23 protein-coding genes are annotated in these 25,394 nt (G+C 62.8%); 17 read left to right on the plus strand and 6 right to left on the minus strand.

Features of this window, described 5'->3' with window-relative positions:
- The first annotated feature begins 69 nt into the window (after nt 1–69).
- From cgtA to ACOJCM_RS11225, 14 genes are all read left to right on the plus strand, one after another.
- Complete coding sequence (gene cgtA, locus ACOJCM_RS11160; protein ID WP_445212121.1) at nt 70–1,263, plus strand: Obg family GTPase CgtA; 1,194 nt, start codon at nt 70–72, stop codon at nt 1,261–1,263.
- A 63-nt stretch (nt 1,264–1,326) separates the two neighbouring features.
- Complete coding sequence (gene proB / locus ACOJCM_RS11165) at nt 1,327–2,463, plus strand: glutamate 5-kinase (protein ID WP_445212122.1); 1,137 nt, start codon at nt 1,327–1,329, stop codon at nt 2,461–2,463.
- 195 nt (nt 2,464–2,658) lie between these two features.
- Entirely contained in the window at nt 2,659–2,925 is a 267-nt protein-coding gene (gene rpsT, locus ACOJCM_RS11170) for a 30S ribosomal protein S20 (RefSeq protein ID WP_445212123.1), read from the plus strand.
- 236 nt (nt 2,926–3,161) lie between these two features.
- Nucleotides 3,162–4,685, plus strand: coding sequence for a murein biosynthesis integral membrane protein MurJ (murJ, locus tag ACOJCM_RS11175; protein ID WP_445212456.1), 1,524 nt, complete (start codon nt 3,162–3,164; stop codon nt 4,683–4,685).
- 145 nt (nt 4,686–4,830) lie between these two features.
- Nucleotides 4,831–5,892 carry a bifunctional riboflavin kinase/FAD synthetase gene (gene ribF / locus ACOJCM_RS11180; RefSeq protein WP_445212124.1) on the plus strand — a complete coding sequence of 354 codons (1,062 nt, stop codon included), beginning with the start codon at nt 4,831–4,833 and terminating at the stop codon, nt 5,890–5,892.
- A 10-nt stretch (nt 5,893–5,902) separates the two neighbouring features.
- Nucleotides 5,903–8,737 (plus strand): isoleucine--tRNA ligase, encoded by a 2,835-nt coding sequence (gene ileS, locus ACOJCM_RS11185; protein WP_445212125.1) that lies wholly within the window; start codon nt 5,903–5,905, stop codon nt 8,735–8,737.
- Nucleotides 8,730–9,257 carry a signal peptidase II gene (lspA, locus tag ACOJCM_RS11190; protein ID WP_445212457.1) on the plus strand — a complete coding sequence of 176 codons (528 nt, stop codon included), beginning with the start codon at nt 8,730–8,732 and terminating at the stop codon, nt 9,255–9,257. Before ileS ends, lspA begins: the two co-directional genes overlap by 8 nt.
- Before the next feature lie 50 nt (nt 9,258–9,307).
- A complete protein-coding gene (fkpB, locus tag ACOJCM_RS11195) occupies nt 9,308–9,754 on the plus strand; it encodes an FKBP-type peptidyl-prolyl cis-trans isomerase (RefSeq protein ID WP_445212126.1) in 447 nt (148 codons plus the stop codon).
- 79 nt (nt 9,755–9,833) lie between these two features.
- Complete coding sequence (gene ispH / locus ACOJCM_RS11200; protein WP_445212127.1) at nt 9,834–10,811, plus strand: 4-hydroxy-3-methylbut-2-enyl diphosphate reductase; 978 nt, start codon at nt 9,834–9,836, stop codon at nt 10,809–10,811.
- Nucleotides 10,812–10,976: 165 nt separating this feature from the next.
- Complete coding sequence (locus ACOJCM_RS11205) at nt 10,977–11,390, plus strand: type IV pilin protein (RefSeq protein WP_445212128.1); 414 nt, start codon at nt 10,977–10,979, stop codon at nt 11,388–11,390.
- Nucleotides 11,391–11,394: 4 nt separating this feature from the next.
- Nucleotides 11,395–11,820 carry a GspH/FimT family pseudopilin gene (locus ACOJCM_RS11210; RefSeq protein ID WP_445212129.1) on the plus strand — a complete coding sequence of 142 codons (426 nt, stop codon included), beginning with the start codon at nt 11,395–11,397 and terminating at the stop codon, nt 11,818–11,820.
- Between the two features lie 40 nt (nt 11,821–11,860).
- Nucleotides 11,861–12,223 (plus strand): type IV pilus modification PilV family protein, encoded by a 363-nt coding sequence (locus ACOJCM_RS11215; RefSeq protein WP_445212458.1) that lies wholly within the window; start codon nt 11,861–11,863, stop codon nt 12,221–12,223.
- A complete protein-coding gene (locus tag ACOJCM_RS11220; RefSeq protein WP_445212130.1) occupies nt 12,220–12,801 on the plus strand; it encodes a PilW family protein in 582 nt (193 codons plus the stop codon). Before ACOJCM_RS11215 ends, ACOJCM_RS11220 begins: the two co-directional genes overlap by 4 nt.
- A gap of 15 nt (nt 12,802–12,816) precedes the next feature.
- On the plus strand, nt 12,817–14,019 hold the full coding sequence (locus ACOJCM_RS11225) for a pilus assembly PilX family protein (RefSeq protein WP_445212131.1): 1,203 nt from the start codon (nt 12,817–12,819) through the stop codon (nt 14,017–14,019).
- Between the two features lie 214 nt (nt 14,020–14,233).
- Here the strand turns inward: ACOJCM_RS11225 and ACOJCM_RS11230 are convergent, their stop codons facing one another.
- Nucleotides 14,234–14,359, minus strand: a complete 126-nt coding sequence (locus ACOJCM_RS11230; RefSeq protein ID WP_445212132.1) for a hypothetical protein — start codon at nt 14,357–14,359, stop codon at nt 14,234–14,236.
- A 147-nt stretch (nt 14,360–14,506) separates the two neighbouring features.
- Here ACOJCM_RS11230 and ACOJCM_RS11235 point away from each other — a divergent pair, with 147 nt between their 5' ends.
- Entirely contained in the window at nt 14,507–15,757 is a 1,251-nt protein-coding gene (locus ACOJCM_RS11235; protein WP_445212133.1) for a cation:proton antiporter domain-containing protein, read from the plus strand.
- 49 nt (nt 15,758–15,806) lie between these two features.
- Here the strand turns inward: ACOJCM_RS11235 and ACOJCM_RS11240 are convergent, their stop codons facing one another.
- From ACOJCM_RS11240 to ACOJCM_RS11255, 4 genes are all read right to left on the minus strand, one after another.
- Entirely contained in the window at nt 15,807–16,913 is a 1,107-nt protein-coding gene (locus tag ACOJCM_RS11240; protein WP_445212134.1) for a phospholipase D-like domain-containing protein, read from the minus strand.
- Between the two features lie 113 nt (nt 16,914–17,026).
- Entirely contained in the window at nt 17,027–17,356 is a 330-nt protein-coding gene (locus tag ACOJCM_RS11245; RefSeq protein WP_445212135.1) for a hypothetical protein, read from the minus strand.
- Nucleotides 17,357–17,522: 166 nt separating this feature from the next.
- A complete protein-coding gene (locus ACOJCM_RS11250; protein WP_445212136.1) occupies nt 17,523–18,770 on the minus strand; it encodes a ribonucleotide-diphosphate reductase subunit beta in 1,248 nt (415 codons plus the stop codon).
- 94 nt (nt 18,771–18,864) lie between these two features.
- Complete coding sequence (locus ACOJCM_RS11255; RefSeq protein WP_445212137.1) at nt 18,865–21,765, minus strand: ribonucleoside-diphosphate reductase subunit alpha; 2,901 nt, start codon at nt 21,763–21,765, stop codon at nt 18,865–18,867.
- 345 nt (nt 21,766–22,110) lie between these two features.
- Between ACOJCM_RS11255 and ACOJCM_RS11260 the strand changes: the two genes are divergently transcribed.
- Together ACOJCM_RS11260 and ACOJCM_RS11265 are read left to right on the plus strand one after the other, a co-directional pair.
- On the plus strand, nt 22,111–22,824 hold the full coding sequence (locus ACOJCM_RS11260) for a response regulator (protein ID WP_445212138.1): 714 nt from the start codon (nt 22,111–22,113) through the stop codon (nt 22,822–22,824).
- Between the two features lie 3 nt (nt 22,825–22,827).
- Nucleotides 22,828–24,468, plus strand: coding sequence for an ATP-binding protein (locus tag ACOJCM_RS11265; protein ID WP_445212139.1), 1,641 nt, complete (start codon nt 22,828–22,830; stop codon nt 24,466–24,468).
- On the opposite strand, the gene ACOJCM_RS11270 is transcribed toward ACOJCM_RS11265, so the two are convergent.
- A complete protein-coding gene (locus ACOJCM_RS11270) occupies nt 24,455–25,369 on the minus strand; it encodes a LysR family transcriptional regulator (protein WP_445212140.1) in 915 nt (304 codons plus the stop codon). The two genes, ACOJCM_RS11265 and ACOJCM_RS11270, sit on opposite strands and share 14 nt — an antisense overlap.
- Nucleotides 25,370–25,394 lie beyond the last annotated feature (25 nt).

The raw sequence follows: 25,394 nt of genomic DNA on the forward strand, positions 1-25,394 counted from the left end.
ATGAAGGAAGGCCCCGCTCAGGCGGGGCCTTCTTGTATCATGACGGCAGCGTCCGTCGGGAGAGTCACAATGCAGTTCGTCGACGAAGCCTCGATCATCGTGGAAGCCGGCAGGGGCGGTAACGGCTGCCTGAGCTTTCGCCGCGAGAAGTACGTTCCCAAGGGCGGTCCCGATGGTGGCGACGGCGGGCATGGCGGCAGCGTCTATCTGCTAGGCGATGACGCCCTCAACACCCTGATCGATTTCAAGTACCAGCGCTTCTACCAGGCCGAGAGCGGCCGCCCCGGCCAGGGGCGCCAGATGAGCGGCCGGGCCGGCAGCGATCTGGTGGTCAAGGTGCCGGTGGGTACCACGGTGATCGACGAGGACACCCTCGAGGTGATCGCCGACGTCACCGAGATCGGCCAGCAGGTGCTGGTGGCCCAGGGCGGCCGCCGGGGGCTCGGCAACATTCACTTCAAGTCGTCGACCAACCGGGCGCCGCGCAGGACCACGCCGGGCACTGACGGCGAGCGGCGCAACCTGCGCCTGGAGATGAAGGTGATGGCCGACGTCGGCCTGCTGGGCATGCCCAATGCCGGCAAGTCGACATTGATTCGTTCGGTCTCCGCGGCCAAGCCCAAGGTGGCCGACTACCCCTTCACCACGCTGGTGCCCAACCTCGGCGTGGTGAAGCTGGGCATGCACGAACACTTCGTGATGGCTGACGTGCCGGGGCTGATCGAAGGGGCCTCGGATGGTGCCGGCCTGGGGCTGCGTTTCCTCAAGCACCTGACCCGTACCCGGCTGCTGTTCCACGTCGTCGACGTGGCACCTTTCGACGAGTCCGATCCGGTCGAGGCGGCAAAGGCCATCGCCCACGAGCTCGAGCAGTTCTCGCCGACCCTGGCCGAGCGGCCTCGCTGGCTGGTGATCAACAAGCTCGACCTGGTGCCGGAAGACGAGCAAGAAGCCCGTGTGCAGCTCATCGTCGAAGGCCTGGCCTGGGAGGGGCCGGTCTACCGCATCTCGGCGATCAGCGGCGAAGGTACCGATGCCCTGGTGCAGGCAGCCCATCGTTGGCTCACCGAGCAGCGCCGGCTGGAGAACGAGGACGAAGAGGCCGCCGAGCGCGAGCGCGAGATGCGCAGCCGCATGGAGGCCGAGGCGGTCGCTCGCACCGAGGCGCGCCTGGGGCGCAAGCGCAGGCGCAGCGACCAGGACGATGATGACGACGATTTCGATGATGATGATTACGATGTCGAGGTCGAATACGTGGAGTGAGGGGAGGCCTTCGCTCGCTTAGTTTCTCTTGGTGTGGGTTCAGCCTTGTGGGGGAGTGAATCGGTGGGCAACGAGCGGGTACCGGGTCGCGATGCGCTGCGTGGCGCTCGTCGGGTGGTGGTGAAGATCGGCAGTGCGCTGCTGACCAATGACGGCCGCGGGCTCGACGAGGCGGCGGTCGGCGGCTGGGTGGACCAGATCGCGGTGCTGCATCGCCAGGGGGTCGAGGTGGTGCTGGTGTCCTCCGGCGCCGTGGCAGCCGGCATGGTGCGGCTGGGCTGGCAGGTCCGCCCTTCGGCGGTGCACGAGCTACAGGCTGCCGCGGCGGTGGGCCAGAACGGTCTGACCCAATGCTACGAGCACCATTTCGCCCGCCATGGCTTACTTACCGCCCAGGTGTTGCTGACCCACGATGATCTCTCCAACCGCAAGCGCTACCTCAATGCCCGCTCGGCGTTGCGCACCCTGGTCGACCTGCGCGTGGTGCCGGTGGTCAACGAGAACGATACCGTGGTCACCGACGAGATTCGCTTTGGCGACAACGACACCCTGGGCGCGCTGGTGGCCAACCTGCTCGAGGCCGAAGCGCTGGTGATCCTCACCGACCAGGAGGGGTTGTTCGATGCCGATCCGCGGCACAACCCGGCGGCCAGCTTGATCCGTGAAGGGCGCGCCGACGATCCCGCGCTTGCAGCGATGGCCGGCGGCGGTGGTGCGCTGGGCCGCGGCGGCATGACGACCAAGGTGCAGGCGGCTCGCCTGGCGGCACGTTCCGGTGCCGTCACGGTAATTGCCAGCGGTCGCCAGCCCGAAGTGCTGACCCGACTGGTTCAGGGGGAGCGCCTGGGTACGCTGTTGTGCCCGGAGGAGGCGCCCATAGCGGCGCGCAAGCGCTGGCTGGCTGGCCAGTTGCAGGTGCGCGGCAGCTTGACGCTGGATGCCGGCGCGGTGAAGGTGCTGCGCGGGAGTGGCTCGAGCCTGCTGGCGGTGGGGGTCAAGTCGCTATCGGGCGATTTCGTGCGCGGCGACATGGTGCTGTGCCTGAACGAGCAGGGCGAGCGGATCGCCAAGGGGCTGGTGAACTACGGGGCCGACGAGGCACGTCGCATCCTCGGCCAGCCCAGCCACCAGATCGAGGCGATCCTGGGCTACATGGAAGCGCCCGAGCTGATTCACCGCGACAATCTCGTCGTGCTGTGACGCAGGGAGTCGTTATGTAGCATGTCGCCGCGTACCTGTGGTAGCATGCGCCATCCTCTCAGACACGGCCCGTCGGCAACCTTGGCGTTGACGCAATGGCCAGCCCGGCAGGAAGGCGAAATTCTTCAGGCCGGACAAATCGTTATCGATGCCGCCCCCGACCGGGCGGCGTTAAAGTTTTCCAGGAGATAGTCAGTGGCAAACAGCAAGCAAGCCCGCAAGCGTGCCCGTCAGGCGGAAGGCCGTCGTGTTCTGAAGGCGAGCCAGCGCGCCATGGTGCGTACCTATGTGAAGCGCGTCATCAAGGCCATCAACGGCGGCGACCATGCCACCGCCATGGCCGAATTCCAGAAGGCGCAGCCGGTCATCGACCGCATTGCCGACAAGGACGTGCTCTCCAAGAAGAAGGCCGCGCGCCTGAAGAGCCGCCTGAACACGCGAATTAAGGCGCTGGCTGCGTAAAGCCGGTCGCCTGGAGACGTTGCGAGCGCACATCTGTACGATGCCCGCGCTTCGTGAACTCGAAAAAACCGGCTGAGGCCGGTTTTTTTGTGCCCGCCAGCGGGATAGCGAATCGAACGAGCCTGACGAGGAAGCAGACGGTGACGGAACGCGAGCAGTTGCCCGAGCCTGGAGAGTCGGCGCCGGCGAAGGTCGCCGATGACGACCGGGCCGTGGCGCCCAAGGCCGGCGGGCTGATGCGCTCGGGCCTGGTGGTGGGTGTGATGACCATGCTATCGCGGGTCATGGGCCTGGTGCGTGACGTAGTGGTAGCGAGCCTGTTCGGTGCCGGTACGGGGGCCGACGCCTTCTTCGTCGCTTTCAAGATTCCCAACTTCATGCGTCGGCTGTTTGCGGAGGGCGCCTTCAACCAGGCTTTTGTGCCGGTGCTTTCCGAGTACGCCACGCGGGGGAGCAAGCGCGAGGTGCGTGAGCTGCTCGACGCCGTGGCCGGTAGTCTCACCGCGGTGCTGGCGCTGATCACCGCCGTGGCGATGCTCGCCGCGCCTTGGCTGGTGTGGGTGTTTGCACCGGGTTTCGGACGCGATCCGGCCAAGCTGGCGCTCACTGCCGACATGCTGCGGCTGACCTTCCCCTATCTGCTGCTGGTGTCGCTGACGGCATTCGCCGGCAGCGTGCTCAACACCTGGAATCGCTTCGCCGTCCCCGCCTTCACGCCGGTGCTGCTCAACCTCTCCTTGATCGGTGCGGCCGTACTGCTCACGCCCCTGATGAGCGAGCCGGCCATGGCGCTGGCCTGGGGCGTGCTGATCGCAGGTGTCGCCCAACTCGCCTTCCAGGTCCCGTTTCTGACGCGCCTGGGACTGATGCCACGGCCTTGGCCCAACTTCGCCCATCATGGCGTCAAGCGCATCCTGGTATTGATGGCGCCGGCGCTGTTCGGGGTCTCGGTGTCACAGATCAATCTGCTGCTGGATACTGTGCTGGCCTCGCTGCTCGCGCCCGGCAGCGTCTCGTGGCTCTACTACTCCGACCGCCTCGTCGAGCTGCCGCTGGGGGTGTTCGGCATCGCCATCGGCACGGTGATCCTTCCGGCGCTCTCCAAGCGCCACGCCGAGCAGGCGGGACAGCACTTCGCCGCCATGCTCGACTGGGCGGTGCGTGCCGTGCTGCTGCTGGGGTTGCCGGCGGCGCTGGCCTTGGCGATCCTGGCTGAACCGCTGCTGATCTCGCTGTTCCACTATGGCGCCATGACCGAGCACGATATCGCCATGGCCGCCATGAGCCTGCGTGCCTACGCCTTCGGCCTGGTCGCCTTCATGCTGATCAAGGTGCTGGCGCCGGGCTTCTTCGCTCGCCAGAACACCAAGACCCCGGTCAAGGTCGGCATCATCGCGATGGTTGCCAACATGGTGTTCAACCTGATTCTGATCTGGCCGTTGGCCCATGCCGGCCTGGCCCTGGCCACGGCGCTGTCGGCCTTCCTCAATGCGGGGCTATTGGGCTGGCTGCTCTACAAGCAGGGCGTGCTGGTATTCCAGTCCGGCTGGAGCCGCTACGCCGTGCAGCTGGTAGGCGGCTGTGCGGTGATGAGCGGGGGGCTCGCCTGGCTGGCGCCGGACTGGCAGCAATGGCTCGAGTGGGGTGTCTGGACGCGGGTACAGTGGCTGGCATTGCTGGTGTTGGTCGGCGCGGCGGTCTACTTCGCCTGGCTGGCGGCGTGGGGTGTCAGGCCGCGGCACTTCCGCATGCGCGGCTGAAGGCGGTTCTGTCGCGACCTGCTCCCGCGCCCCTCGGGATTGGAGGAAAGCCCCTCGAGGCGGGCTACCGGCTGTCAAGGGGGCAGGGGTTCGCTATAATCTCCCCCTTTACACGTTTTTCAACCCAAGGTTTAGTGAAGGCTTAATGGAAGTCATTCGAGGACTGCACAATCTGCGCGACGAGCATCGCGGCTGCGTGGCCACCATCGGCAATTTCGATGGCGTGCACCGCGGCCACCAGGCGATTCTCGACCAGTGCCGCGAGCAGGCCTCGAAGCTGCGCTTGCCGGTGACGGTCGTGGTGTTCGAGCCCCAGCCACGGGAGTTCTTTGCCGGGGACCAGGCGCCACCGCGGCTGACCCGCCTACGCGAGAAAGTGCGCCTGTTGGGCGAGAGCGGTGTGGACTACGTGCTTTGCCTGCCGTTCAACGACCGGCTGCGTAGCCTAACCGCGGTGGAATTCATCGATCTTGTACTGGTCGAAGGGCTGGGCGTCCGCCACCTGGTAGTGGGTGACGACTTCCGCTTCGGCTGCGATCGCAGCGGCGACTTCAACCTGCTGGCGCGAGAGGGCGAGCAACGTGGCCGCGAAGGGTTCAGCGTCGAGCATACGCGCACGTTCTCTCTCGACGACGAGCGGGTCTCCAGCACCCGGGTGCGCACCCTGCTGGCCAGCGGCAACTTTGCCCAGGCGGCACGTATGCTGGGCCGCCCTTATCGACTGAATGGACGGGTGGTGGCCGACCAGAAGCTGGGGCGTACCATCGGTGTGCCTACCGCGAACCTGCCGCTGCCGCGCCTTCCCCTGGCGCTCCGTGGGGTCTATGCGGTGGTGACGGAACTGCCTGACGGCCAGCGCTTTACCGGAGTGGCCAACATTGGCTGGCGACCTACGGTGGGCAGCGACCGGCCGGTGCTGGAAGTCCACCTGTTCGATTTCGACGGTGACCTCTACGGACAGCGCCTCACGGTGTTTCCCTGCGCCAGGCTGCGTGGCGAGGTCAAGTTCGACGACTTCACTGCACTCACGCAGCAGATCGCGGCCGACCAGGCGCGCGCCCGGCGCTATTTTGCCGAGGAGTGCCACATGGCCAGGGAGCTTGGCCTGACAGACGACTCACTTCCACTGGCTTCGGCGCCGCTGGCGCGCGAGACCGCGACTTTCGAATCCTCGGCGGGCCGCTCCGCCGACCACGACGACGGCTGATTCCCAGGATATGAGCGACTACAAGCACACACTGAACCTGCCCGAAACCGACTTTCCCATGCGCGGCAACCTGCCCCAGCGCGAGCCCGGCCGGGTGGCGCAGTGGCAGGACATGAAGCTCTACCAGCGCCTGCGCGAAGAGCGTCGCGGACGGGAAACCTTCGTGCTGCACGACGGCCCTCCCTACGCCAACGGCAGCATCCACATCGGTCACGCTCTCAACAAGATCCTCAAGGACATCATCGTCAAGTCGAAGAACCTGGCCGGCTTCGATGCGCCCTACGTGCCGGGCTGGGACTGCCACGGTCTGCCCATCGAGCACAAGGTGGAGACCACCCACGGCAAGCATCTCGAGCCCGAGCAGGCCCGCGGGCTGTGCCGCGAGTACGCCACCGCCCAGATCGAGACCCAACGGGCCGACTTCGTACGCCTGGGCGTGATCGGCGACTGGGACAATCCCTACCGCTCCATGGACTACGCCAACGAGGCCGGTGAAATCCGCGCCCTGGCCGACATGGTTGCGGCGGGCTACGTGTTCAAGGGGCTCAAGCCGGTCAACTGGTGCTTCGACTGCGGCTCGGCGCTGGCCGAGGCCGAGGTGGAATATCAGGACAAGAAATCCGACGCCATCGACGTGGCCTTCCCGGCCGCCGATGAGGCGAAGCTGGCCGCGGCATTCGGCCTGGCCGAGCTGCCCAAGCCCGCCGCCATCGTGATCTGGACCACCACGCCCTGGACCGTACCGGCCAACCAGGCGCTCAACGTCCACCCCGCGTTCACCTACGCCCTGGTCGATACCGGCGAGCGCCTACTGGTGCTGGCCGAGGAGCTGGTCGAGAGCTGCCTGGAGCGCTACGAGCTTTCCGGCGAGGTGATCGCCACCGCCAAGGGCGAGGCGCTCGACCTGATCGAGTTCCGCCATCCGTTTTATGATCGCCTCTCGCCGGTCTACCTGGCCGACTACGTCGAATCCGAGGTGGGCAGCACCGGCATCGTGCACTCGGCCCCGGCCTACGGCGTCGACGACTTCGTCACCTGTCGCGCCCACGGCATGGACTTCAGCGAGATCAAGAGCCCGGTGCAGGGCAACGGTGTCTACGCCGACGACCTGCCGTTCTTCGGTGGCCAGATGATCTGGAAGGCCAACCCGCAGATCGTCGAGAAACTGCGTGAGGTCGACGCGCTGCTGGCCCATAAGGTCATCACCCACAGCTACATGCACTGCTGGCGCCACAAGACGCCGGTGATCTACCGTGCCACGGCGCAGTGGTTCGTGGGCATGGACGTGAAGGGCAACGACGGCCGCACCTTGCGCGAGAAGGCGCTGGAAGGCATCGAGGCGACCCGCTTCACCCCGGCCTGGGGGCAGGCACGGCTGCATTCCATGATCGCCAACCGCCCCGACTGGTGCATCTCGCGGCAGCGCAACTGGGGAGTGCCCATTCCGTTCTTCCTGCACAAGGGCACCGGCGAGCTGCATCCGCGCACGGTCGAGTTGATGGAGGAGGCCGCCAAGCGCGTGGAGAAAGAGGGCATCGACGCCTGGTTCCGCCTCGATCCGGCGGAGCTGCTGGGCGACGAGGCGGCGGACTACGACAAGGTCACCGACACGCTGGACGTGTGGTTCGACTCCGGCACCACCCATCGCCACGTGCTGCGCGGCTCCCATCCGCACGGCCACGAGCAGGGGCCGCGTGCCGACCTCTATCTGGAAGGTTCCGATCAGCACCGCGGCTGGTTCCACTCGTCGCTCCTGACGGGTTCGGCCATTGATGGGCACCCGCCGTATCGCCAACTGCTGACCCATGGCTTTACCGTCGATGCTCAGGGGCGCAAGCAGTCCAAATCGCTGGGTAATGTGGTCGCGCCCCAGGAGGTGATGGACAAGCTCGGCGCCGATATCCTGCGTCTTTGGGTTTCCTCCACCGACTACTCCGGTGAGATGGCGGTTTCCGACGAGATACTCAAGCGCACGGCCGACGTCTACCGACGTATCCGCAATACCGCACGCTTCCTGTTGGCCAACCTTAATGGCTTCGATCCGGCCCGCGACAGCGTGGCGTTCGGCGACATGCTGGCGCTGGACCAGTGGGTGGTGGATCGTGCTGCCCAGCTCCAGTCGCGTATCGAGAAAGCCTATGAGGAGTACCGCTTCCTCGACGTCTACCAGCAGGTGCATACCTTCTGTTCGCGGGAGCTCGGTGGCTTCTACCTCGACGTGATCAAGGATCGCCAGTACACCACCCAGGCCGACTCACTGGCCCGACGCAGCTGCCAGACCGCGCTCTTCCACGTCGTCGAGGCGCTGGCCCGTTGGGTCGCCCCCATCCTCTCCTTCACCGCCGAGGAGATCTACGAACACATTCCCGGTGAACGCCGCGACAGCGTGCTGCTCGAAAGCTACTACGAGCGACTGGCCATGCTGGCGTCCGATGCCGAAATGGGGCGCGATTTCTGGGAGCAGGTGCTCGAGGTCAAGCAGGCCGTCAACAAGTGCCTGGAAGATGCTCGCAATGCCAAGGTGATCAAGGGCAGCCTGGCGGCCGAGGTGACCCTTTTCGTTGACGAAGCGCTTTACGCCACCTTGGCCAAGCTGGGCGAGGAGCTGCGCTTCGTGATGTTGACCAGCGAAGTGCGCCTGGCGCCCCTGGCCGAGGGGCAGGAGGCCGAGGCCACCGAGCTCGACGGCCTGAAGGTGGCGGTGGCGGCCAGCCCGCACCACAAGTGCGAACGCTGCTGGCACCACCGCGAGGATGTCGACAGCCATGCCGATCACTCGGACCTTTGCGGTCGCTGCATCAGCAACCTGCCGGAGGGGCCCGGTGAGACTCGCCACTATGCGTGACAGGGAGCCGGGCGGCATCGATGTGCCTCCGATGCGCCGGCCCTTGCGCTGGTTGTGGCTGGCAGCGGTAGTCGTGGTGCTGGATCTTGCCACCAAGGCGCTGATGTCGAGCCTGTTGAGCTACGGCCAGCCGGTGGAGGTGTTGCCGTTCTTCAACCTGACGCTGCTGCACAACACCGGTGCGGCCTTCAGCTTCCTTGCCGACCATCCCGGCTGGCAGCGCTGGTTTTTCGCCCTGGTCGGCATCGGTGCCTGCATCGGCCTGACGATCTGGATGAGCCGTCTCAAGGCCGACGAAAAATTGCTCGGGGCTTCACTGGCGCTGGTCATCGGCGGTGCGCTCGGCAATCTCTACGATCGCCTGGTGCATGGCTACGTGGTCGACTTTCTTTCGTTCCATGTCGCCGGCTGGTACTACCCCGCCTTCAACGTGGCCGATATCGGCATCACGCTGGGGGCCATCGGCCTGATCTGGGAATCCCTTTTCGAAGGTCGCAAGCAGGCCAGGCGGCGTGGCTGAGTCGCCTGCTATCCTGCTGGCATGAACCGACCGAACAAGCGAGAGCAACGATGAGCGACTATCGCATCGAGGAGGGTATGGAAGTGACACTGCACTTCACCCTCAAGCTGGAGGACGGCACCGTGGTCGACTCCACGCGAGAAAAGGAGCCCGCGACCTTCCAGGTGGGCGACGGCAACCTGCCGCCGGGGTTCGAGCGACCCTTGCAGGGTTTGGCCGGCGGCGAGCGCGGCAGTTTCGAGATCACCCCGGAGCATGGCTTCGGTCAGCGCAACCCGCAGAACGTACAGATGCTCAGCCGCGACGACTTCGAGGAGATCGAGCCCGAGGTGGGCACGGTGATGTCGTTCGCCGACCCCGCCGGCGGCGAGCTGCCCGGCGTCGTCACGGCAGTCGACGAGCGAAACGTGGAAGTGGATTTCAACCATCCGCTTGCTGGACGTACCCTGACCTTCGAGGTCGAGGTGTTGGACATAAGGCCCGCGGAAACGCATTGAACGGTTAGCTCCAGAAGTGTCGGGGGCAAGTCCTCTGAAATATCCTCACCCGATGCCCAGGCATCAAGGCGACGTAACCATGCAAAGTAACTCCGTGCGAATCAGGCTGGCCAATCCCCGCGGCTTCTGTGCCGGTGTCGATCGTGCCATCGAGATCGTCAACCGCGCGCTGGACGTCTTTGGGCCGCCCATCTACGTTCGTCACGAGGTCGTCCACAACCGCTTCGTGGTCGATACCCTGCGCGAGCGCGGGGCCATCTTCGTCGAAGAGCTCGACGAGGTGCCCGATGACGTTATCGTGATCTTCTCCGCCCACGGCGTCTCGCGGGCGGTGCAGGAGGATGCCGAGCGGCGTGGCTTGAAGGTCTTCGACGCCACCTGCCCCTTGGTCACCAAGGTGCATATGGAAGTGCTGCGTTACGCCAGGCGCGGCCAGGAGTGCATCCTGATCGGCCACGCAGGCCACCCGGAAGTCGAGGGCACCATGGGACGCTACGATGTGTCCCATGGCGGCGCCATTTATCTGGTGGAGGACGAGGCCGATGTCGAGCGTCTGGAGGTCAAGGATCCGACGCGGCTTGCGTTCGTTACCCAGACGACCCTCTCGATGGACGACACCGCTCGGGTAATCGACGCGCTGCGCGAGAAGTTCCCCCAGATCCAAGGGCCGCGCAAGGACGACATCTGCTACGCCACCCAGAACCGCCAGGATGCGGTGCGCGAGCTCGCCGCCGGTTGTGACCTGCTGCTGGTGGTGGGCAGCCCCAACAGCTCCAACTCCAATCGACTGCGTGAACTGGCCGAGCGGGTCGGCACGCCGGCCTATCTGATCGACGATGCGAGCCAGATCGATCCGGCATGGCTCGATGGGGTTGGCGCGGTAGGCATCACCGCCGGAGCGAGCGCGCCGGAAGTGCTGGTCAAAGGCGTGATCGAGCGGCTGCAGGGCCTGGGTGCCCAGGTGCCGGAAGAGCTGGCCGGGCGCGAGGAGACCATTACCTTCTCCATGCCTCGCGAGCTGCGTGAGCGCGTGATCGCCAGCGATTCCCTCACCTGAGGAGAAGCGAAGAGGGTAGGGATAACGCTGTGGTAGGGACGAAAATCATGCTTCAATGAGATCAAGTGCCGGGCCTGCCCCGGCTTTTTTTATGACGTCTCTGGCAGGGCAGGATGTCATGAGACATACTGAAACCAAGTGTAACAGAAAGCGGAGGAGCGCCGTGTGACGACCCATGCCCGTCCGGCTCGACAGCAACCCACGGCGACGCGCCGGGTAGAGCGCGGCTTTACCCTGATCGAGCTGATGATCGCCGTGGCCGTGATCGCGATTCTGGCCTCGATCGCTATACCGAGCTATCAGAATTATGTCAGGAATGCTCGGGTTACGGATGGGCAAGCCAAGCTCATGGAGCTCGCTGGGCAATTGGAGCGCTGCTATACCACTAATTCGTCCTATAGCGGTTGCCTGAGTTTACCTGAAGACTCGGAGGATGGCTTTTTTGAGATTACTGGCACGCCTTCAGCAGCTTCTTACACTTTGACGGCCACGCACTCGGGCAATCAAGTTAAGGCGGGGTGTAAGACGATGACCATAGACCAGGCGGGGCGTACCACACCCACTTCTGGGTGTTGGTAACGCTATGCGTTATAGCGGCTTCACACTAATCGAGCTGCTGGTGACGATTGCCGTGATGACGATCATCGCCACCATTGCCGTGCCGGGCTTTCAGGGGATGATGGTCAGTAACCGTCTTGCTAGTTATCACAATGAAATTCTTTCCGCGCTCAACCTTGCTAGAAGCGAGGCTGTCAAGCGAAGACGTGATGTTGAATTCGAAGTGATGGAAGCCTCTCCCTGGGCATACGAGATCAGAGCCGGAGGCAGCACTATTCGCGCTCGAAGCGGATCGGGGGCAAGCCTGTCGTTCGCTAGCGGTACAGCTGTGACTTTCAACAGCTTAGGTAAGTCGCCCGGGTGCTACGGAGGCTGTGATCTCACAGTAACGTACGCAGGAGAAACCCGAACTATAACGATTAACTCCTTGGGTCGGATAAAAAGAGGTTAAGGCAGTGAGCACAGGACAAAGCCAAAGTGGTTTTACATTAGTGGAAGCATTGATTGCTGTCCTAGTGCTTTCCATTGGCCTCCTGGGTGTAGCGGCCATGCAGCTCAGATCCTTGCAGAGTGCTCATATGGGGTTCCAGCGGGCCGTAGTAAGCTTGGCTGCGATTGATGCCCAGGAGCGAGCGTGGGCGGGACTGGCAAGTACTGGTACCTGTCCAGCGACCAGTGCCTTCGACAATGCCTGGGAATCTCAGTGGTTCGGCTCCATCCTATTTGACGATGGCAGCAGCCTCTCCAATACTGGCTGCGATTACACCGTCTCCATCGAATGGGAGGAGGATCGCTACGTTACTGACGAGACCGGGGACGCCTTCGTCTATCGGTTCCGGTTGCCCGAGCTATGAGAGACGCTCCCGCCTTGGTTTCGACTTTTGCCGTCAAAGGCGTTTCGCGTCAGGCAGGCTTTACCCTGATCGAGCTGATGGTGGCGCTGGTGATCGGTCTGATCATCATCCTGGGGGCCGGGCAGCTGTTTCTCATGGGGTTCCAGACCTTTCGCCAGACCGAGCTGCTGGGCAACAAGCAGGCGGCGCTGACCTTTGCCACGGAAATGCTGATTCGGGACGTGAGAAGGGCTTCATCTTTGAATGTAGTCAATGTTTCTGGTGATAAGTTTGAAGTTGTTGTGCCTAATAATGGAGAAATAAGCTCAGCGTCATGTGATGACGGGGATGATGTCACTAAACGCTACTGGGTTGGGAGTAGTGAGGGCGGGTATTCTTTGTACCTGTGGATGAACTGTTCCGGTGTTACTATTGAAGAACCTCTTGCAGAAGGCTTTTCTTCAGATGGTTTTCCAATGCCTGCGGAGGAAGGCGATGGTGTCTGGAAATTTACCTTCCGGTTGGTTTCAAATCAGGAGGGTAGTGCTTCTGATAAGTTTGAGTTTTACGCAGTTAATCGCAATGATGCGATTAACTAGAATAGGATGACAGCAATGCAGGCGCAGCGCGGTGCAGCACTCGCAGTAGTGTTATCAATGCTGGCAATGTCACTCATGCTGGGGCTTTCGGGTATGCAGTCATCGCAGATCGATGAGCGTCTGGCTGGTAATTATCGTTCAAGCGCTATGGCAATGATGGCAGCAGAATATGGCGCTTCGATCGCATTGGATGATGAGGATATTTTTAATGTTTCTGCATGCGGTGGTGAATCCGAAATTCATGGTGTGTTAAGCAGCGAGCCCGATGTTCGTTACAAATACTCGCTTTGTCAATTAGGTGCTGGGAACCTTTTTTATCTATCTAGTGTAGGCTATGTTCTTTCTGGTGGAGTTGAAGTCGCTCAAAGAGAGATTGAGGTGTATTACCATAAGCTAGGCGGCTTGCTCAGCATGTCTCCTATTACCCTGCCGGGTCATATAAATGCTTTTGATTCTCCTAATTCAAATTCATTTGGTGTGGAAGGAGAAACAATATTAGGAGTTACGAATCCTGCAATATCAACGGCTGGCTATAAAAGTTTTGTGGAAAGTAATATAAGCCAAAATAGATTGGGCAATTATAAGGGTGGTATCTCAGACGAAATCGCGGTCGAGCTTCTCAATGATGCTGGCGGCTTTCATAATTTTATGAGTTCTCTATGGGGGCTGGCGTCACAAGAGGGGCGAATATTTTCTCCAAGCGATTCGATAGATTTCGGTTCAAAGACAGGTAACGTCGAGGATGCTAGGCTTACTTTTATTGATGGCGATTTTTCTGCGTCAGGTAATTTTTCAGGAAGTGGAGTTCTTGTGGTAAATGGAGACGTTGAGTTCGATGGGACTCCTTCATTTGATGGGCTGATTATTGTTCTTGGAGATTACACAGTTGGTGGGGGTGGGGGAGGTCAAGGTGCCTTCAATGGCTCTATACTTATTTCGCCTTACTCGAAACTTGTTTCATCTTCGGGTGTAGATGAGTATGAAAATATAACCGGTATTTCTGGTGCGTTTGGTGAAAGCGGAGGAGATTACTCCTTTGAATATCCAGGTGCTGACATTTCTTTTTCTGGAGGCGGCAATGCCCAGTATAACTACGACTTTAAGGCTCTCGATAATGCATGCTTGATTATGGGGAGTGCATGCGATTGGTTTAATGATGCGCAAGGAATAACTTCAGAAAAACAAATTCTCGCATGGGGTGAAAGTTCCTTCAATTAATAGGCTTGTATAATTGTGTTAAAGAGATAGCAAGGAAATTTTGAGGTAAACTTTGTAAGTGTTGTCCCGCCAGTCCCTAAAAAACCATACCGAATTAAAGCACGACCCTTTATAGGGATTCGTGCCGTTGTGTATTTACATTACTCCGTGAGGCAGAGCTGCGTTCTGCCTCACTTACAATGTGATGCGCTACTCCTGTCGGAGCCCTCCTGACTCAGGATTCGGTCGGCTTGCGATAGTGCCCCGGCACGGTGACCCGCTCGCCGCTGGGAAGCTGGCGCACGTAGGTGGGAACATAGATACGCTTGATGACGCTCTTGGGGGCTTTGCTGCTCTCCATGTCGATTCCCTATTGGTTGAACATGAAACTACTCTAGTTCAGGCATGATGCACTGCGCAATCCCGCCCGCTCGGTGGTTGCACGATTTTACGTTTCGCGGCGGTTTGCCTAGTGTAGGGAAGGGATCACGGAGCGGAAGGAGCCGGGATGGAGCAGTTGAACATTGCGCTCACGGTCGTGGGTGGCCTGGTGCTGGTCGTCGGCCTGCTATCGAGCCCACTGGATCGTTCTTGGCTTTCCACTCCGCTGTTTGCCTTTGTGATTGGCGTAGCGTTGGGGCCCCAGGGCCTGGCTGTCCTCGACCCGATGGAGTGGGGCGATGGCAAGCGGATCCTGGAGGAGACGGCGCGGCTGACGCTCGGCATCAGCCTGATGGGCATTGCGCTGCGGTTGCCACCCCGCTATCCCTTTGCCCACTGGCGATCGCTGCTGGTACTGCTGGGTATCGCCATGCCGGCCATGTTCCTGGTCAGTTCGCTATTGACCCACTGGCTCCTGGGCTTGCCTCTGCTGATGGCGCTGTTGGTAGGTGGGACCATCTGCGCTACCGACCCGGTGGTGGCGTCTTCCATCGTAACCGGGGGGGTGGCCAAGGAGAATCTTCCCGAAGGTTACCGGCATCTTCTTTCCAGCGAATCCGGTGCCAATGACGGCCTGGCTTATCCCTTTGTCCTGCTGCCGATCCTGCTGCTTTCCCTGCCTTCCGGCGATGCCTGGCTCGACTGGTTCACCCGGGTCTGGCTATGGGAGGTGGGCGGTGGCGTGCTGGTTGGTATTGCGCTCGGCTGGATGTCGGGGCGCGCGCTGCAATGGTCCGAGGCCCGCGGCTTTCTCGACCAACCTTCGTTTCTCTCCATCAGCCTGGCATTGACGATCCTGGTGCTGGGGCTGGGTGAGCTGCTTGGCACCAACAGCATCCTGGGTGTCTTTGCCGCCGGCCTGGCCTTCGACCAGGAAGTGGGCGGCAAGGAGCGCGGTGAGGAGGATAACGTCCAGGAAGCGGTCAACATCCTGTTGACGATGCCAATCTTCGTGCTGTTCGGCCTGCTTGCGCCCTGGGCCGAGTGGCAGGCGCTGGGTCTGCAAGGAGGGCTGCTCGCCTTGCTCGTGCTGTTGCTCCGCCGGCTTCCTGCCATTCTATTGCTGCGCCCCTGGCTACCGGCGCTGCGAGACTGGCCGATTACCCTGATCATGGGCTGGTTCGGCCCCATCGGTGTGTCGGCACTCTATTACGCCACGCTAGTGTCGAGCCGTACCGGCTACGACCTGGCCTGGACGGCCGGCACGCTGATCGTGATGGCCTCGATGGTTGCCCATGGGTTCACCGCGACACCGTTCGCCTACCGCTACGGGCGCTGGCGCAACGGGCGAGGGGAAAGCCGGCCGGAGAAGGATTAGCGCCCTTGTCGCGGGCCACGTCGCTCGGCGGCCTCCCTGGCTCCTGGGTTCAACGCAACCCGGAGAGCCAAGCGCCGACCAGCGCTGCCAGGCGTTCCTGAATGCGCTGGGTTCGAGAGCGCTTGGCCCATGTCTGGGCGAGAATCGCCCTGCTTTCCTTGCGATGGCTTTCGAATAGCCCGGCGAGATCCTCCATGAAGTCGGCACTGCTCACTTCCAGGTTCGCTTCCAGGTTCCAGTGGAGGCTCCAGTGATCGAAGTTGCATGAGCCCACGGTGGCCCAGTCATCGACGATACAGAACTTGGCATGGGTGAAGCGGGGCTGATATTCGTAGATGTCGATGCCGGCATCGAGCAGTTGGCCATAGTGGCGCTGGCCGGCCACGCGCACGCTGGGGTGATCGTGTCCCGCGCCCGCCACCAGCAGCCGGACGTCGACACCCCGCGCCGAGGCCTCCGAAATTAGCCGTCGGAGTTGGCGTGAGGGCAGGAAATAAGGGGTATAGAGCCATACGCGGCGCGTGGCGGCGGCAATCTGGCAATGCAACGAGTGGCGGATGTTCAGGCTGCGATGGCCCTCGTTGTGGACCAGCCGAGCCGACATGCTTCCGGGCGTGGCCAGCGTCGCTGGCTGGCGCGTTATCCCGGCCTTGTCGCCGCGGCTACGAGGCGATTCCCAGAGATCGGCAAACAGGGTGATCCAGTCTGCTACCACCGGCCCCTCCGCCTGCACCACGAGGTCGAACCAGTCGCCCATATAATCGTCGGTCAGACAGTAGCCGCCGGTATAGGCCACGCGACGGTCGACCAGAAGCAGCTTCCGGTGGTTGCGTACCAAATTTCGGCGCAGTCGCCTCATCATGAAAGGGTTGTAGTGCCGCAGCGCCACACCGGCGGCCGAAAGGCGAGCGCGTTCCTGCTGGCCCAGGCCGACGGCACCGAAGCTGTCGAGCAGGACACGCACTTCGACGCCGCGTTGAGCGGCGCGTGTCAGGGCCTCGAAGAAGCGGCGCGTCATGCGCCCGGATTCGACCAGATACTGTTCGAGCCAGATCGATTCCCGCGCCTCGTCGATGGCGTCGAGCAGAGCGGGTACGAAGCATCGGCTGTCGGGCAGCAGGGTGATCCGATTGCCTTCCTTCCAGTCGGTTTCCATGACGGGCCTCCTTGCCGCGTCCGGTTTACGTTACCCCGAGCGTAGGAGCAGACGTTTGCCATGGCAACGTCATGGTCTCAGTGCCCGGCAATGGGCGATGCGAGGGCCCACGCTCAGTGATAGCGGCTCGGCAGGCGCGTGAAGCGTACCGGCGGGCTGTACTTCTCGTCGGCCTGGGCGCGCTCGGGAGCGGGGCGGACCCGCCAGCCCCGGGTGCTCGCCCACTCCTTGAGTTCGCGGTAGTCGAGCAAGGGGTACGCGCGGGTATAGGGGTGGGGAGATGGCGACGGGAAGGCAAAGGCTACATGCGGATAGTGGGCCAGGGCATCCTCGCTGTGATGGGCGGCCAGGGCCAGAGCCAGGGCGTGCTGCCAGGCTTGGGAGTCCCGAGGGCTGTGCGCTCCACCGGGTAGTGTCTCGAGGCTTGCGGAGTAACTGCCCATATCGTTTACCTCACTACGAAAGCGTTGAAGGTTCCAGCCCGTCATGTTGCGATATCAGCGACGACGCACCACAGGCTGGCGATGGGAAACTACTGTCAGGCGACTGGCTCCTTTTCCGGTTGAGAATCGCCCCACCCGGTGAGGTGGGGCCCGCAGGACGAGCCGGTCAATCCCAGCTCAGTGCGCCGCCGACCTGGTACTCGGTGACGCGGGTCTCGAAGAAGTTCTTCTCCTTGCGCAGGTCGATGATTTCGCTCATCCACGGGAACGGGTTCTGTGCGCCAGGGAACTGTTCCTTGAGGCCGATCTGGGCCAGACGGCGGTTGCAGATGAAGTGCAGGTACTCCTCCATGATCGCCGCGTTCATGCCCAGCACGCCGCGAGGCATGGTGTCCCGGGCATAGGCGATTTCGAGCTCGGTGCCCTCCAGGATCATCTGGGTGACCTCGTCCTGGAACGCGGGCGTCCACAGGTGCGGGTTCTCGATCTTGATCTGATTGATCATGTCGACGCCGAAATTGAGGTGCATCGACTCGTCGCGCAGGATGTACTGGAACTGCTCGGCCACGCCGGTCATCTTGTTGCGCCGGCCCATGGAGAGGATCTGGCTGAAACCACAGTAGAAGAAGATGCCTTCGGTCACGCAGTAGAAGGCGATCAGGTTGCGTAGCAACTCCTGGTCGGTCTCGGGGGTACCGGTATTGAAGTCCGGGCGAGCCAGCGACTGGGTGTGCTTGAGACTCCAGGCTGACTTCGCGGCCACCGAGGGCACCTCGCGGTACATGTTGAAGACCTCGCCTTCATCCATGCCCAGCGACTCCACGCAATACTGGTAGGCGTGGGTGTGAATCGCCTCCTCGAAGGCCTGGCGCAGCAGGTACTGTCGGCATTCGGGGTTGGTGATCAGGCGGTAGAGCGCCAGCACCAGGTTGTTGGCCACCAGCGAATCGGCAGTGGAGAAGTAACCCAGGCTGCGCTCGACGATGCGCCGCTCGTCCGGCGTCAGGCCGTCCTGGCTCTTCCACAGGGCGATGTCGGCATTCATGTTCACTTCCTGGGGCATCCAGTGGTTGGCGCTGCCGTCCAGGTATTTCTGCCAGGCCCATTCGTACTTGAACGGCACCAGCTGGTTGAGGTCGGCGCGAGCGTTGATCATCTGCTTGTCGTCGACCTCGATACGCGCCGCACCCATCTCGAGTTCCTCGAGGCCGGCGGCCACGTCGAGTTCTTCCAGCGACTTGCGCGCCCGCGTCAGGCGGTCGCTGTCGACCACCTGATAGTTGCCGCTGCTCTCCTTCACTTCACCGCCTGGGGCAGCCGTGGGCTGCGGCTTGGCGGCAGGTGCCGGCGCGGCCTTGGCCGGCGGCTCGTCGACGCTGGTATCGTCCTCGTGGAATTCGTCCCAGTTCAGCATGGCTTCACCTTATCTTTGCTGGATCCGAGCTATCGTCGGATCAGTAACATTCTCGTCGCGTGAAAAGCTGGCCGAGTGCAGCCAGCTTGCTAATTTACTGACAGGCTTCGCAGCCCAGGTCGTCGATATCACTGGCACTGGGCGCCCGGGAACCGCTGCCCGCCTTGCCGGTGAGGAAGTCCTCCACGCCGCGGGGCTCGCGTGCCGTCGGCGCCGGCGGTGCCTGCGGGGCGGGTTCGGCGGGTGATCGGTTGCTCACTGCATTGAGATTGCCGCGGTCCACGGTGGACTTCTCCACCGAGGTGGCGCCCAGCGCGCGAAGGTAGTAGGTGGTCTTGAGCCCACGGAACCAGGCCATGCGGTAGGTCACGTCGAGCTTCTTGCCCGAGACGCCCTTGATGTAGAGGTTCAGCGACTGGGCCTGGTCGATCCACTTCTGGCGGCGGGCGGCGGCCTCCACCAGCCACTTCGGCTCCACCTCGAAGGCGGTGGCGTACTTGGCTTTAAGGTCTTCCGGCACCCGCTCGATGGGCTGCACGCTGCCGTCGTAGTACTTGAGGTCGTTGATCATCACCTCGTCCCACAGGCCGCGGGCCTTGAGGTCATGGACCAGGTAGGCATTGACCACGGTGAATTCGCCGGAGAGGTTCGACTTCACGTAGAGGTTCTGGTACGTCGGCTCGATCGACTGCGACACGCCGCAGATGTTGGAGATCGTCGCGGTGGGGGCGATGGCCATCACGTTGGAGTTGCGCATGCCCTGGTCGGCGATCTTGTGGCGGATGCGCTGCCAGTCCTGGGTGGCGCTAGTGTCCACTTCGATGTATTTCTCGCCGCGCTCGGTCTTGAGCTTCTCGATGGAGTCGATGGGCAGCACGCCCTGGCTCCACAGCGAGCCCTCGAAGCTCTCGTAGCGACCGCGTTCGGCGGCAAGGTCCGAGGAAGCTTCAATGGCATGGTAGCTCACCAGCTCCATGGAGCGGTCGGCGAACGCCACCGCTTCCTCGGAGGCGTAGGCGATGTCCTGGGTGTAGAGCGCATCCTGGAAGCCCATGATGCCGAGCCCCACCGGACGATGCTTGAAATTGGAGTTTCGCGCCTGGGGCACCGCGTAGTAGTTGATGTCGATGACGTTGTCGAGCATGCGCACGGCGGTACGCACGGTCTTCTTCAGCTTGTCGTCGTCGAGCTTGCCGTCCACCACGTGACGGGCCAGGTTGACCGAGCCCAGGTTGCATACCGCGATCTCGTCAACGCTGGTGTTCAGCGTGATCTCGGTGCACAGGTTGGAGGAGTGCACCACGCCCGCGTGCTGCTGCGGGCTGCGCAGGTTGCAGGGATCCTTGAAGGTGATCCACGGGTGGCCGGTCTCGAACAGCATCGAGAGCATCTTGCGCCACAGGTCCTTGGCCTTGACGCGCTTGAACAGCTTGAGCTGGCCCGAGCGGGTCATCGCCTCGTACTCCTCGTAGCGCTTCTCGAAGGCGGCACCGTAGAGGTCATGCAGGTCCGGACAGGTGGAGGGCGAGAACAGCGTCCACTCCTTGTCGTCGAACACGCGCTTCATGAACAGGTCGGGCACCCAGTTGGCGGTGTTCATGTCGTGGGTACGGCGGCGGTCGTCGCCGGTATTCTTGCGCAGCTCGAGAAACTCCTCGACGTCGAGGTGCCAGGTCTCGAGATAGGCGCATACCGCGCCCTTGCGCTTGCCGCCCTGGTTCACCGCCACTGCGGTGTCGTTGACGACCTTCAGGAATGGCACCACGCCCTGGCTCTTGCCGTTGGTGCCCTTGATGTAAGAGCCCAATGCACGCACCGGCGTCCAATCGTTGCCCAGGCCGCCGGCCCACTTGGACAGTAGGGCGTTGTCACGGATGGCGCTGTAGATGCCGTCGAGCTCGTCAGGCACGGTGGTGAGATAACAGCTGGATAGCTGGCTGCGCACGGTGCCCGAATTGAACAGCGTCGGCGTCGAAGCCATGTAGTCGAAGCTGGAGAGCAGCTCGTAGAACTCGATGGCACGCGCCTCGCGGTCGTCCTCGTTCAGCGCCAGGCCCATGGCCACGCGCATGAACATCACTTGAGGCAGTTCGTAACGCACGTCGTCCTTGTGGATGAAATAGCGGTCGTAGAGGGTCTGCAGGCCCAGGTAGGTGAAGGCGTTGTCACGCGTGTGGTCGAGCGCGTCGCCGAGGCGCTCGAGGTCGAACTCGGCGAGCGCGGGATCGAGTTGCTCGTATTCGATGCCGCGCGCCACATAGGCCTGGAAGGCCGGCTTGTAGAAGTCGGCCATCTCGCCGAAGGTGGCCTCCTCGGCGATTCCCAGGAACGTCAACGCCTCGCGGCGCAGGTTGTCCTGCAGCAGGCGAGCGGTGACGTAGGTGTAGTTGGGCTCCTTCTCCACCAGGGTGCGCGCGGTCATCATCAGCGCCTGTGACACACCGTCCACCGAGACGCCGTCGTAGAGGTTCTTCAGCGATTCCTCGACAATGCGGTTGGGGTCGACGTTGTCGAGCCCGTTACAGGCGTCGAACACCAGCGTCTCGATGCGGCCGAGGTCGAGCGGACGACGGCTGCCGTCAGCCAGGGTGACGTTGAGCGTGGGATGCGGCTTCTCGATATCGGCGCCTGCCGCGGCGCGGGCGCGGGCATGCTCCTCGCGGTAGAGCACATAGGCGCGAGCGACCTTCTGCTCGCCGGCACGCATCAGCGCCAGCTCCACCTGGTCCTGGATGTCCTCGATGTGTACGGTGCCGCCATCGGGCATGCGACGCAGGAAGGCAGCGGCAATGCTCTGGCTGGCCTGGTCGACGAAGTCGCGTACCCGTGAGGAGGCGCTGACGTTGTCGCCTTCCACGGCGATGAACGCCTTGCGCATGGCCACGGCAATCTTGCCGGCATCGAAGGGCACCACGTCGCCATTGCGCTTGATGACGCGGAGCGTCTGTGGCGCCGTGAGCGACAGGTCGGTGGGGTCGGGGGTCTGCAGTTCCATGGTCCGGTGATCCCTTCTTAGTGGGGATGAGTCAGGTTGACGAAGGCATTGTGAACCGAAGTTTTCCTAGGGAATGCACATCATCTAGTGGTAATCGTCATTGAAAGCACAAGATAGTGTGCTTTGCGGTCATCTTCAAGTGGATAACCTGTGGGTGAGCTGTGACTCGTCGGGGGGCATCTTTTGGGTTGTTGCACCAGTCCGGTCTATGCTTCGCTGGCAAGCTGCAAGGACGCGAAATGCCATGAAAGGAATGCGAAAAACCCTTTTTCGGGTATCCTTGATGAGTAAATGGCGGGACAGGGTGTCCCGATGACAACGAAGCCCAGCACGGGGATGACTAGGATGGATGACAACCTGGAAAGCAGCGACATGGAACACGTGCTGATTATCGAGGATGACGTACGCCTGGCCGAGCTCACCCGGGATTACCTGGAGTCCAATGGCTTCAAGGTGACGGTGGAGGCCGAGGGCTCGCGTGGCGTCGAACAGATCCAGGCACTGCAGCCGGATCTGGTGATTCTCGATCTGATGCTGCCCGGAGAGGACGGATTGTCGATCTGTCGCCGGGCCAGGCCCGAATACGCCGGGCCGATCCTGATGTTGACCGCCCGCACCGACGACATGGATCAGGTGCTGGGGCTTGAAATGGGGGCCGACGACTACGTGCCCAAGCCGGTCCAGCCGAGGGTATTGCTGGCACGCATGCGCGCGCTGTTGCGCCGCGCCGAGAATGCCGAGCATTCCGGCGAGGCCCGCCTCACTTTCGGCAACCTCGAAATCGACAGTGCGACCCGCGAAGCGTGGCTGGAAGGCGAGCGCATCGACCTGACCAGCGCCGAGTTCGACCTGCTCTGGCTGTTGGCCAGCAATGCCGGTCGCGTCCTCACCCGCGAGGAGATCTTCAGCGACCTGCGAGGCATCAAGTACGACGGCCAGGATCGTTCCATCGACGTTCGGGTATCGCGAATACGGCCCAAGATAGGCGACGACCCCAACCACCCGCACCGGATCAAGACGGTACGCAGCAAGGGCTATCTGTTCGTCAAGGACGCTTGATCGATGCAGCGGTTCCTGGCCGATGGCTCCTTCCTACGTGTCTATCTGGCCTTGGCCTTGGCGCTGCTGTTGACCTTCGGCCTGGCCCTGATGGGGCTGGCGCTGGTCGATCGTGTGCGCGTGGAGCAGTATCGCGAACAGTTGGCCGAGGCTCCGCTGCAGCTTCTCACCTGGCGCGTGGCGGCCCTGCCTGCCCATGAGCGTGGCAGCTGGCTCACGCAGCAGTCCGACACGCTCAACATGCGGCTGTCCCTGCGCGAGCCGGCAGATGCCGATCTGACCTGGTTCGAGCGCAGGCGGCTGGAGCGTGGGCGTGTGCTGGTGAAAGTGCAGGACGAGGACAGCTGGCGGCTCTACCGGCGCCTGCCGCGTGAGGAGCGCATCCTGGAAGCGCGTCTCTCGGGACTCAACGAGAGTCAACTGCGCGGCCTGGCCCAGATGCTCGGCGATTGGCTGGCAGAGGTGGACGGCGAGGCCCGCCAGCGCCGCCTCCAGGGCGTGACCAGCGATGCCCTGCCGGTACAGCTGAGGGACCTGGCACCCGAGGGGCTGGACAGCAACCAGCTTTCCCGCCTGCGCGAAGGCGAGCTGGTCATCCGCCTGCTCCCGGGCCACTGGGCGCTGACGGTTCATCTTGCCGTTCCCGCCGCCGACGGCTCCCGCCAATGGCTGTCGATCGGCCCGGTGTCGGCGCTGGAGCCCACGCCCATCTCGCTGCTGCTGCTGGTACTGGTGATCATGCTTGGCGTACTCGCCGCGATCATTTACCTGATCGTGCGCGGCGTGGAGGCGCGCCTGGCCCGGCTCGAGCTGGCCGCCGGACGCATCGCCAGCGGGCGCCTCGATACCCGCGTCAAGGTCGACGGTGGCGGTTTCATCGGCCGGGTGGGGATGGCATTCAATGCCATGGCGGCGCAGGTGCAGTCGTTGCTGCGCTCCCAGCAGGAGATGATCCGTGCCGTCTCCCACGAGCTGCGCACGCCCGTGGCTCGCATCCGCTTCGCCATGCAGATGGTCGAGGACATGAGCGACGATCCTGCCGTCCATCGCCAGCTGCACGGCATTGATCGCGACATCGAGGAGCTCGACCAACTTATCGACGAGATCCTCACTTATGCGCGGCTCGACAGCGGCATGGTCAACGGCGCCGAGCTGGAGCGCACGCGGGTCGATTGCCGCGACATTGCCGAGCGGGTGATCGAAACCCTGGCTCCGCTGCATGCCCATCTGCGTCTGGAGCTGGCGCCGGGGCCGGAAATCGAGGTTCAGGCCGACCCGCGCTATCTGCAGCGGGCGCTGCAGAACTTGGTGGCCAACGCCTGCCGGCATGCCCAATCGCGGGTTCAGGTGCGGCTTTCACTGGAGTCGCGGCTGGTACGTCTGGATATCGAGGACGATGGTCCCGGTGTGCCGGTCACCGAGCGCCAGACCATCTTCAAGCCATTCGCACGGCTCGACGACAGCCGTACCCGGCGCAGCGGAGGTTACGGATTGGGACTCTCCATCGTTCAAAAGATCATGGCCTGGCATGGTGGCAGCGTGGTGGTCGACGACAGCCAGGAGCTGGGTGGCGCACGCTTCTCCCTGCTACTGCCGCTGGTGCCGGCCGCCAAGCCCAAGTTGCCCCCGGTCAAGCCGGCCTGATGCCCTCCAGCACGGCGAATGACGTTTCGCGAGCCGTGCGCAGGAAGTCCTCCATCCAGGCCTGGCTGCGGCTCTCGTCGCGAATGGCGGCGTAAAGCGTGCTCCACATGCCCGTCTCGCCGAGACCCACTGCCTTGACGTACTCGCGCTCGAGGTACTCCGTCAGCGCCCAGTTGGGCAGCGCACTGACACCGCGACCGCTGGCGACCAGTTGCATCATCATCACCGTGAGTTCGGCGGTGCGGATCTCGCGCGGTCTTACGCCGGCAGGGTCGAGGAACTGAGTGAACACGTCCAGGCGGGTATGCTCGACGGGATAGGTAATCAGCGTTTCCTCGATGAGATCCTCGGGCACCACGAAGGCGCGCTCGGCCAGGCGATGCTGACGGGCGACGGCGAGCAGCCCCTCATAGCGGAACAGCGGCTCGTAGTAGACCCCCGGGAGCGGCTGCGGGTCGGCAGTGATGACCAGGTCGAGCTGCTCACGGGCCAGCGCCGGCAGCGGGTCGAAATGATGCCCCCCGGGAATATCGATCTCCACTTCCGGCCAGTGGTCCCTGAAGTGATCGATGGTTGGCATCAGCCACTGGAAACAGCTATGGCATTCGATGGCCATGTGAAGCCGCCCCGGCTCATGACCGATCAGCCGCGCGACGTCGCGTTCGGCCATGCGCACCTGCGGCAGCACCTGCTCTGCCAGGGCCAGCAGGCGCTGTCCGGCTCGGGTGAACTCCACCGGACGCGTCTTGCGCACGAACAGGGCCGTGCCCACTCGCTCCTCGAGATCCTTGATCTGATGGGATAGGGCCGACTGGGTCAGGTGAACCCGCTCGGCGGCCTCTACCAGCGAGCCGGCATCGCGCAGCGCGATCAGGGTACGCAGGTGGCGAAGCTCAATCATGAGTATCGTTCAAGTTCATGGTTAA

This window comes from Billgrantia hypersalina, from assembly GCF_052584175.1.

Coding starts and splice junctions, on each gene's coding strand:
- ACOJCM_RS11235 (WP_445212133.1), top strand. CDS start 14,507: ATGGAGCAGTTGAACATTGCGCTCACGGTCGTGGGTGGCCTGGTGCTG.
- ACOJCM_RS11260 (WP_445212138.1), top strand. CDS start 22,111: ATGGATGACAACCTGGAAAGCAGCGACATGGAACACGTGCTGATTATC.
- ACOJCM_RS11240 (WP_445212134.1), bottom strand. CDS start 16,913: ATGGAAACCGACTGGAAGGAAGGCAATCGGATCACCCTGCTGCCCGAC.
- ileS (WP_445212125.1), top strand. CDS start 5,903: ATGAGCGACTACAAGCACACACTGAACCTGCCCGAAACCGACTTTCCC.
- ribF (WP_445212124.1), top strand. CDS start 4,831: ATGGAAGTCATTCGAGGACTGCACAATCTGCGCGACGAGCATCGCGGC.
- ACOJCM_RS11255 (WP_445212137.1), bottom strand. CDS start 21,765: ATGGAACTGCAGACCCCCGACCCCACCGACCTGTCGCTCACGGCGCCA.
- ispH (WP_445212127.1), top strand. CDS start 9,834: ATGCAAAGTAACTCCGTGCGAATCAGGCTGGCCAATCCCCGCGGCTTC.
- lspA (WP_445212457.1), top strand. CDS start 8,730: ATGCGTGACAGGGAGCCGGGCGGCATCGATGTGCCTCCGATGCGCCGG.
- ACOJCM_RS11245 (WP_445212135.1), bottom strand. CDS start 17,356: ATGGGCAGTTACTCCGCAAGCCTCGAGACACTACCCGGTGGAGCGCAC.
- fkpB (WP_445212126.1), top strand. CDS start 9,308: ATGAGCGACTATCGCATCGAGGAGGGTATGGAAGTGACACTGCACTTC.
- cgtA (WP_445212121.1), top strand. CDS start 70: ATGCAGTTCGTCGACGAAGCCTCGATCATCGTGGAAGCCGGCAGGGGC.
- ACOJCM_RS11220 (WP_445212130.1), top strand. CDS start 12,220: ATGAGAGACGCTCCCGCCTTGGTTTCGACTTTTGCCGTCAAAGGCGTT.
- ACOJCM_RS11265 (WP_445212139.1), top strand. CDS start 22,828: ATGCAGCGGTTCCTGGCCGATGGCTCCTTCCTACGTGTCTATCTGGCC.
- ACOJCM_RS11270 (WP_445212140.1), bottom strand. CDS start 25,369: ATGATTGAGCTTCGCCACCTGCGTACCCTGATCGCGCTGCGCGATGCC.
- ACOJCM_RS11250 (WP_445212136.1), bottom strand. CDS start 18,770: ATGCTGAACTGGGACGAATTCCACGAGGACGATACCAGCGTCGACGAG.
- ACOJCM_RS11225 (WP_445212131.1), top strand. CDS start 12,817: ATGCAGGCGCAGCGCGGTGCAGCACTCGCAGTAGTGTTATCAATGCTG.
- ACOJCM_RS11210 (WP_445212129.1), top strand. CDS start 11,395: ATGCGTTATAGCGGCTTCACACTAATCGAGCTGCTGGTGACGATTGCC.
- murJ (WP_445212456.1), top strand. CDS start 3,162: ATGCGCTCGGGCCTGGTGGTGGGTGTGATGACCATGCTATCGCGGGTC.
- ACOJCM_RS11230 (WP_445212132.1), bottom strand. CDS start 14,359: ATGGAGAGCAGCAAAGCCCCCAAGAGCGTCATCAAGCGTATCTATGTT.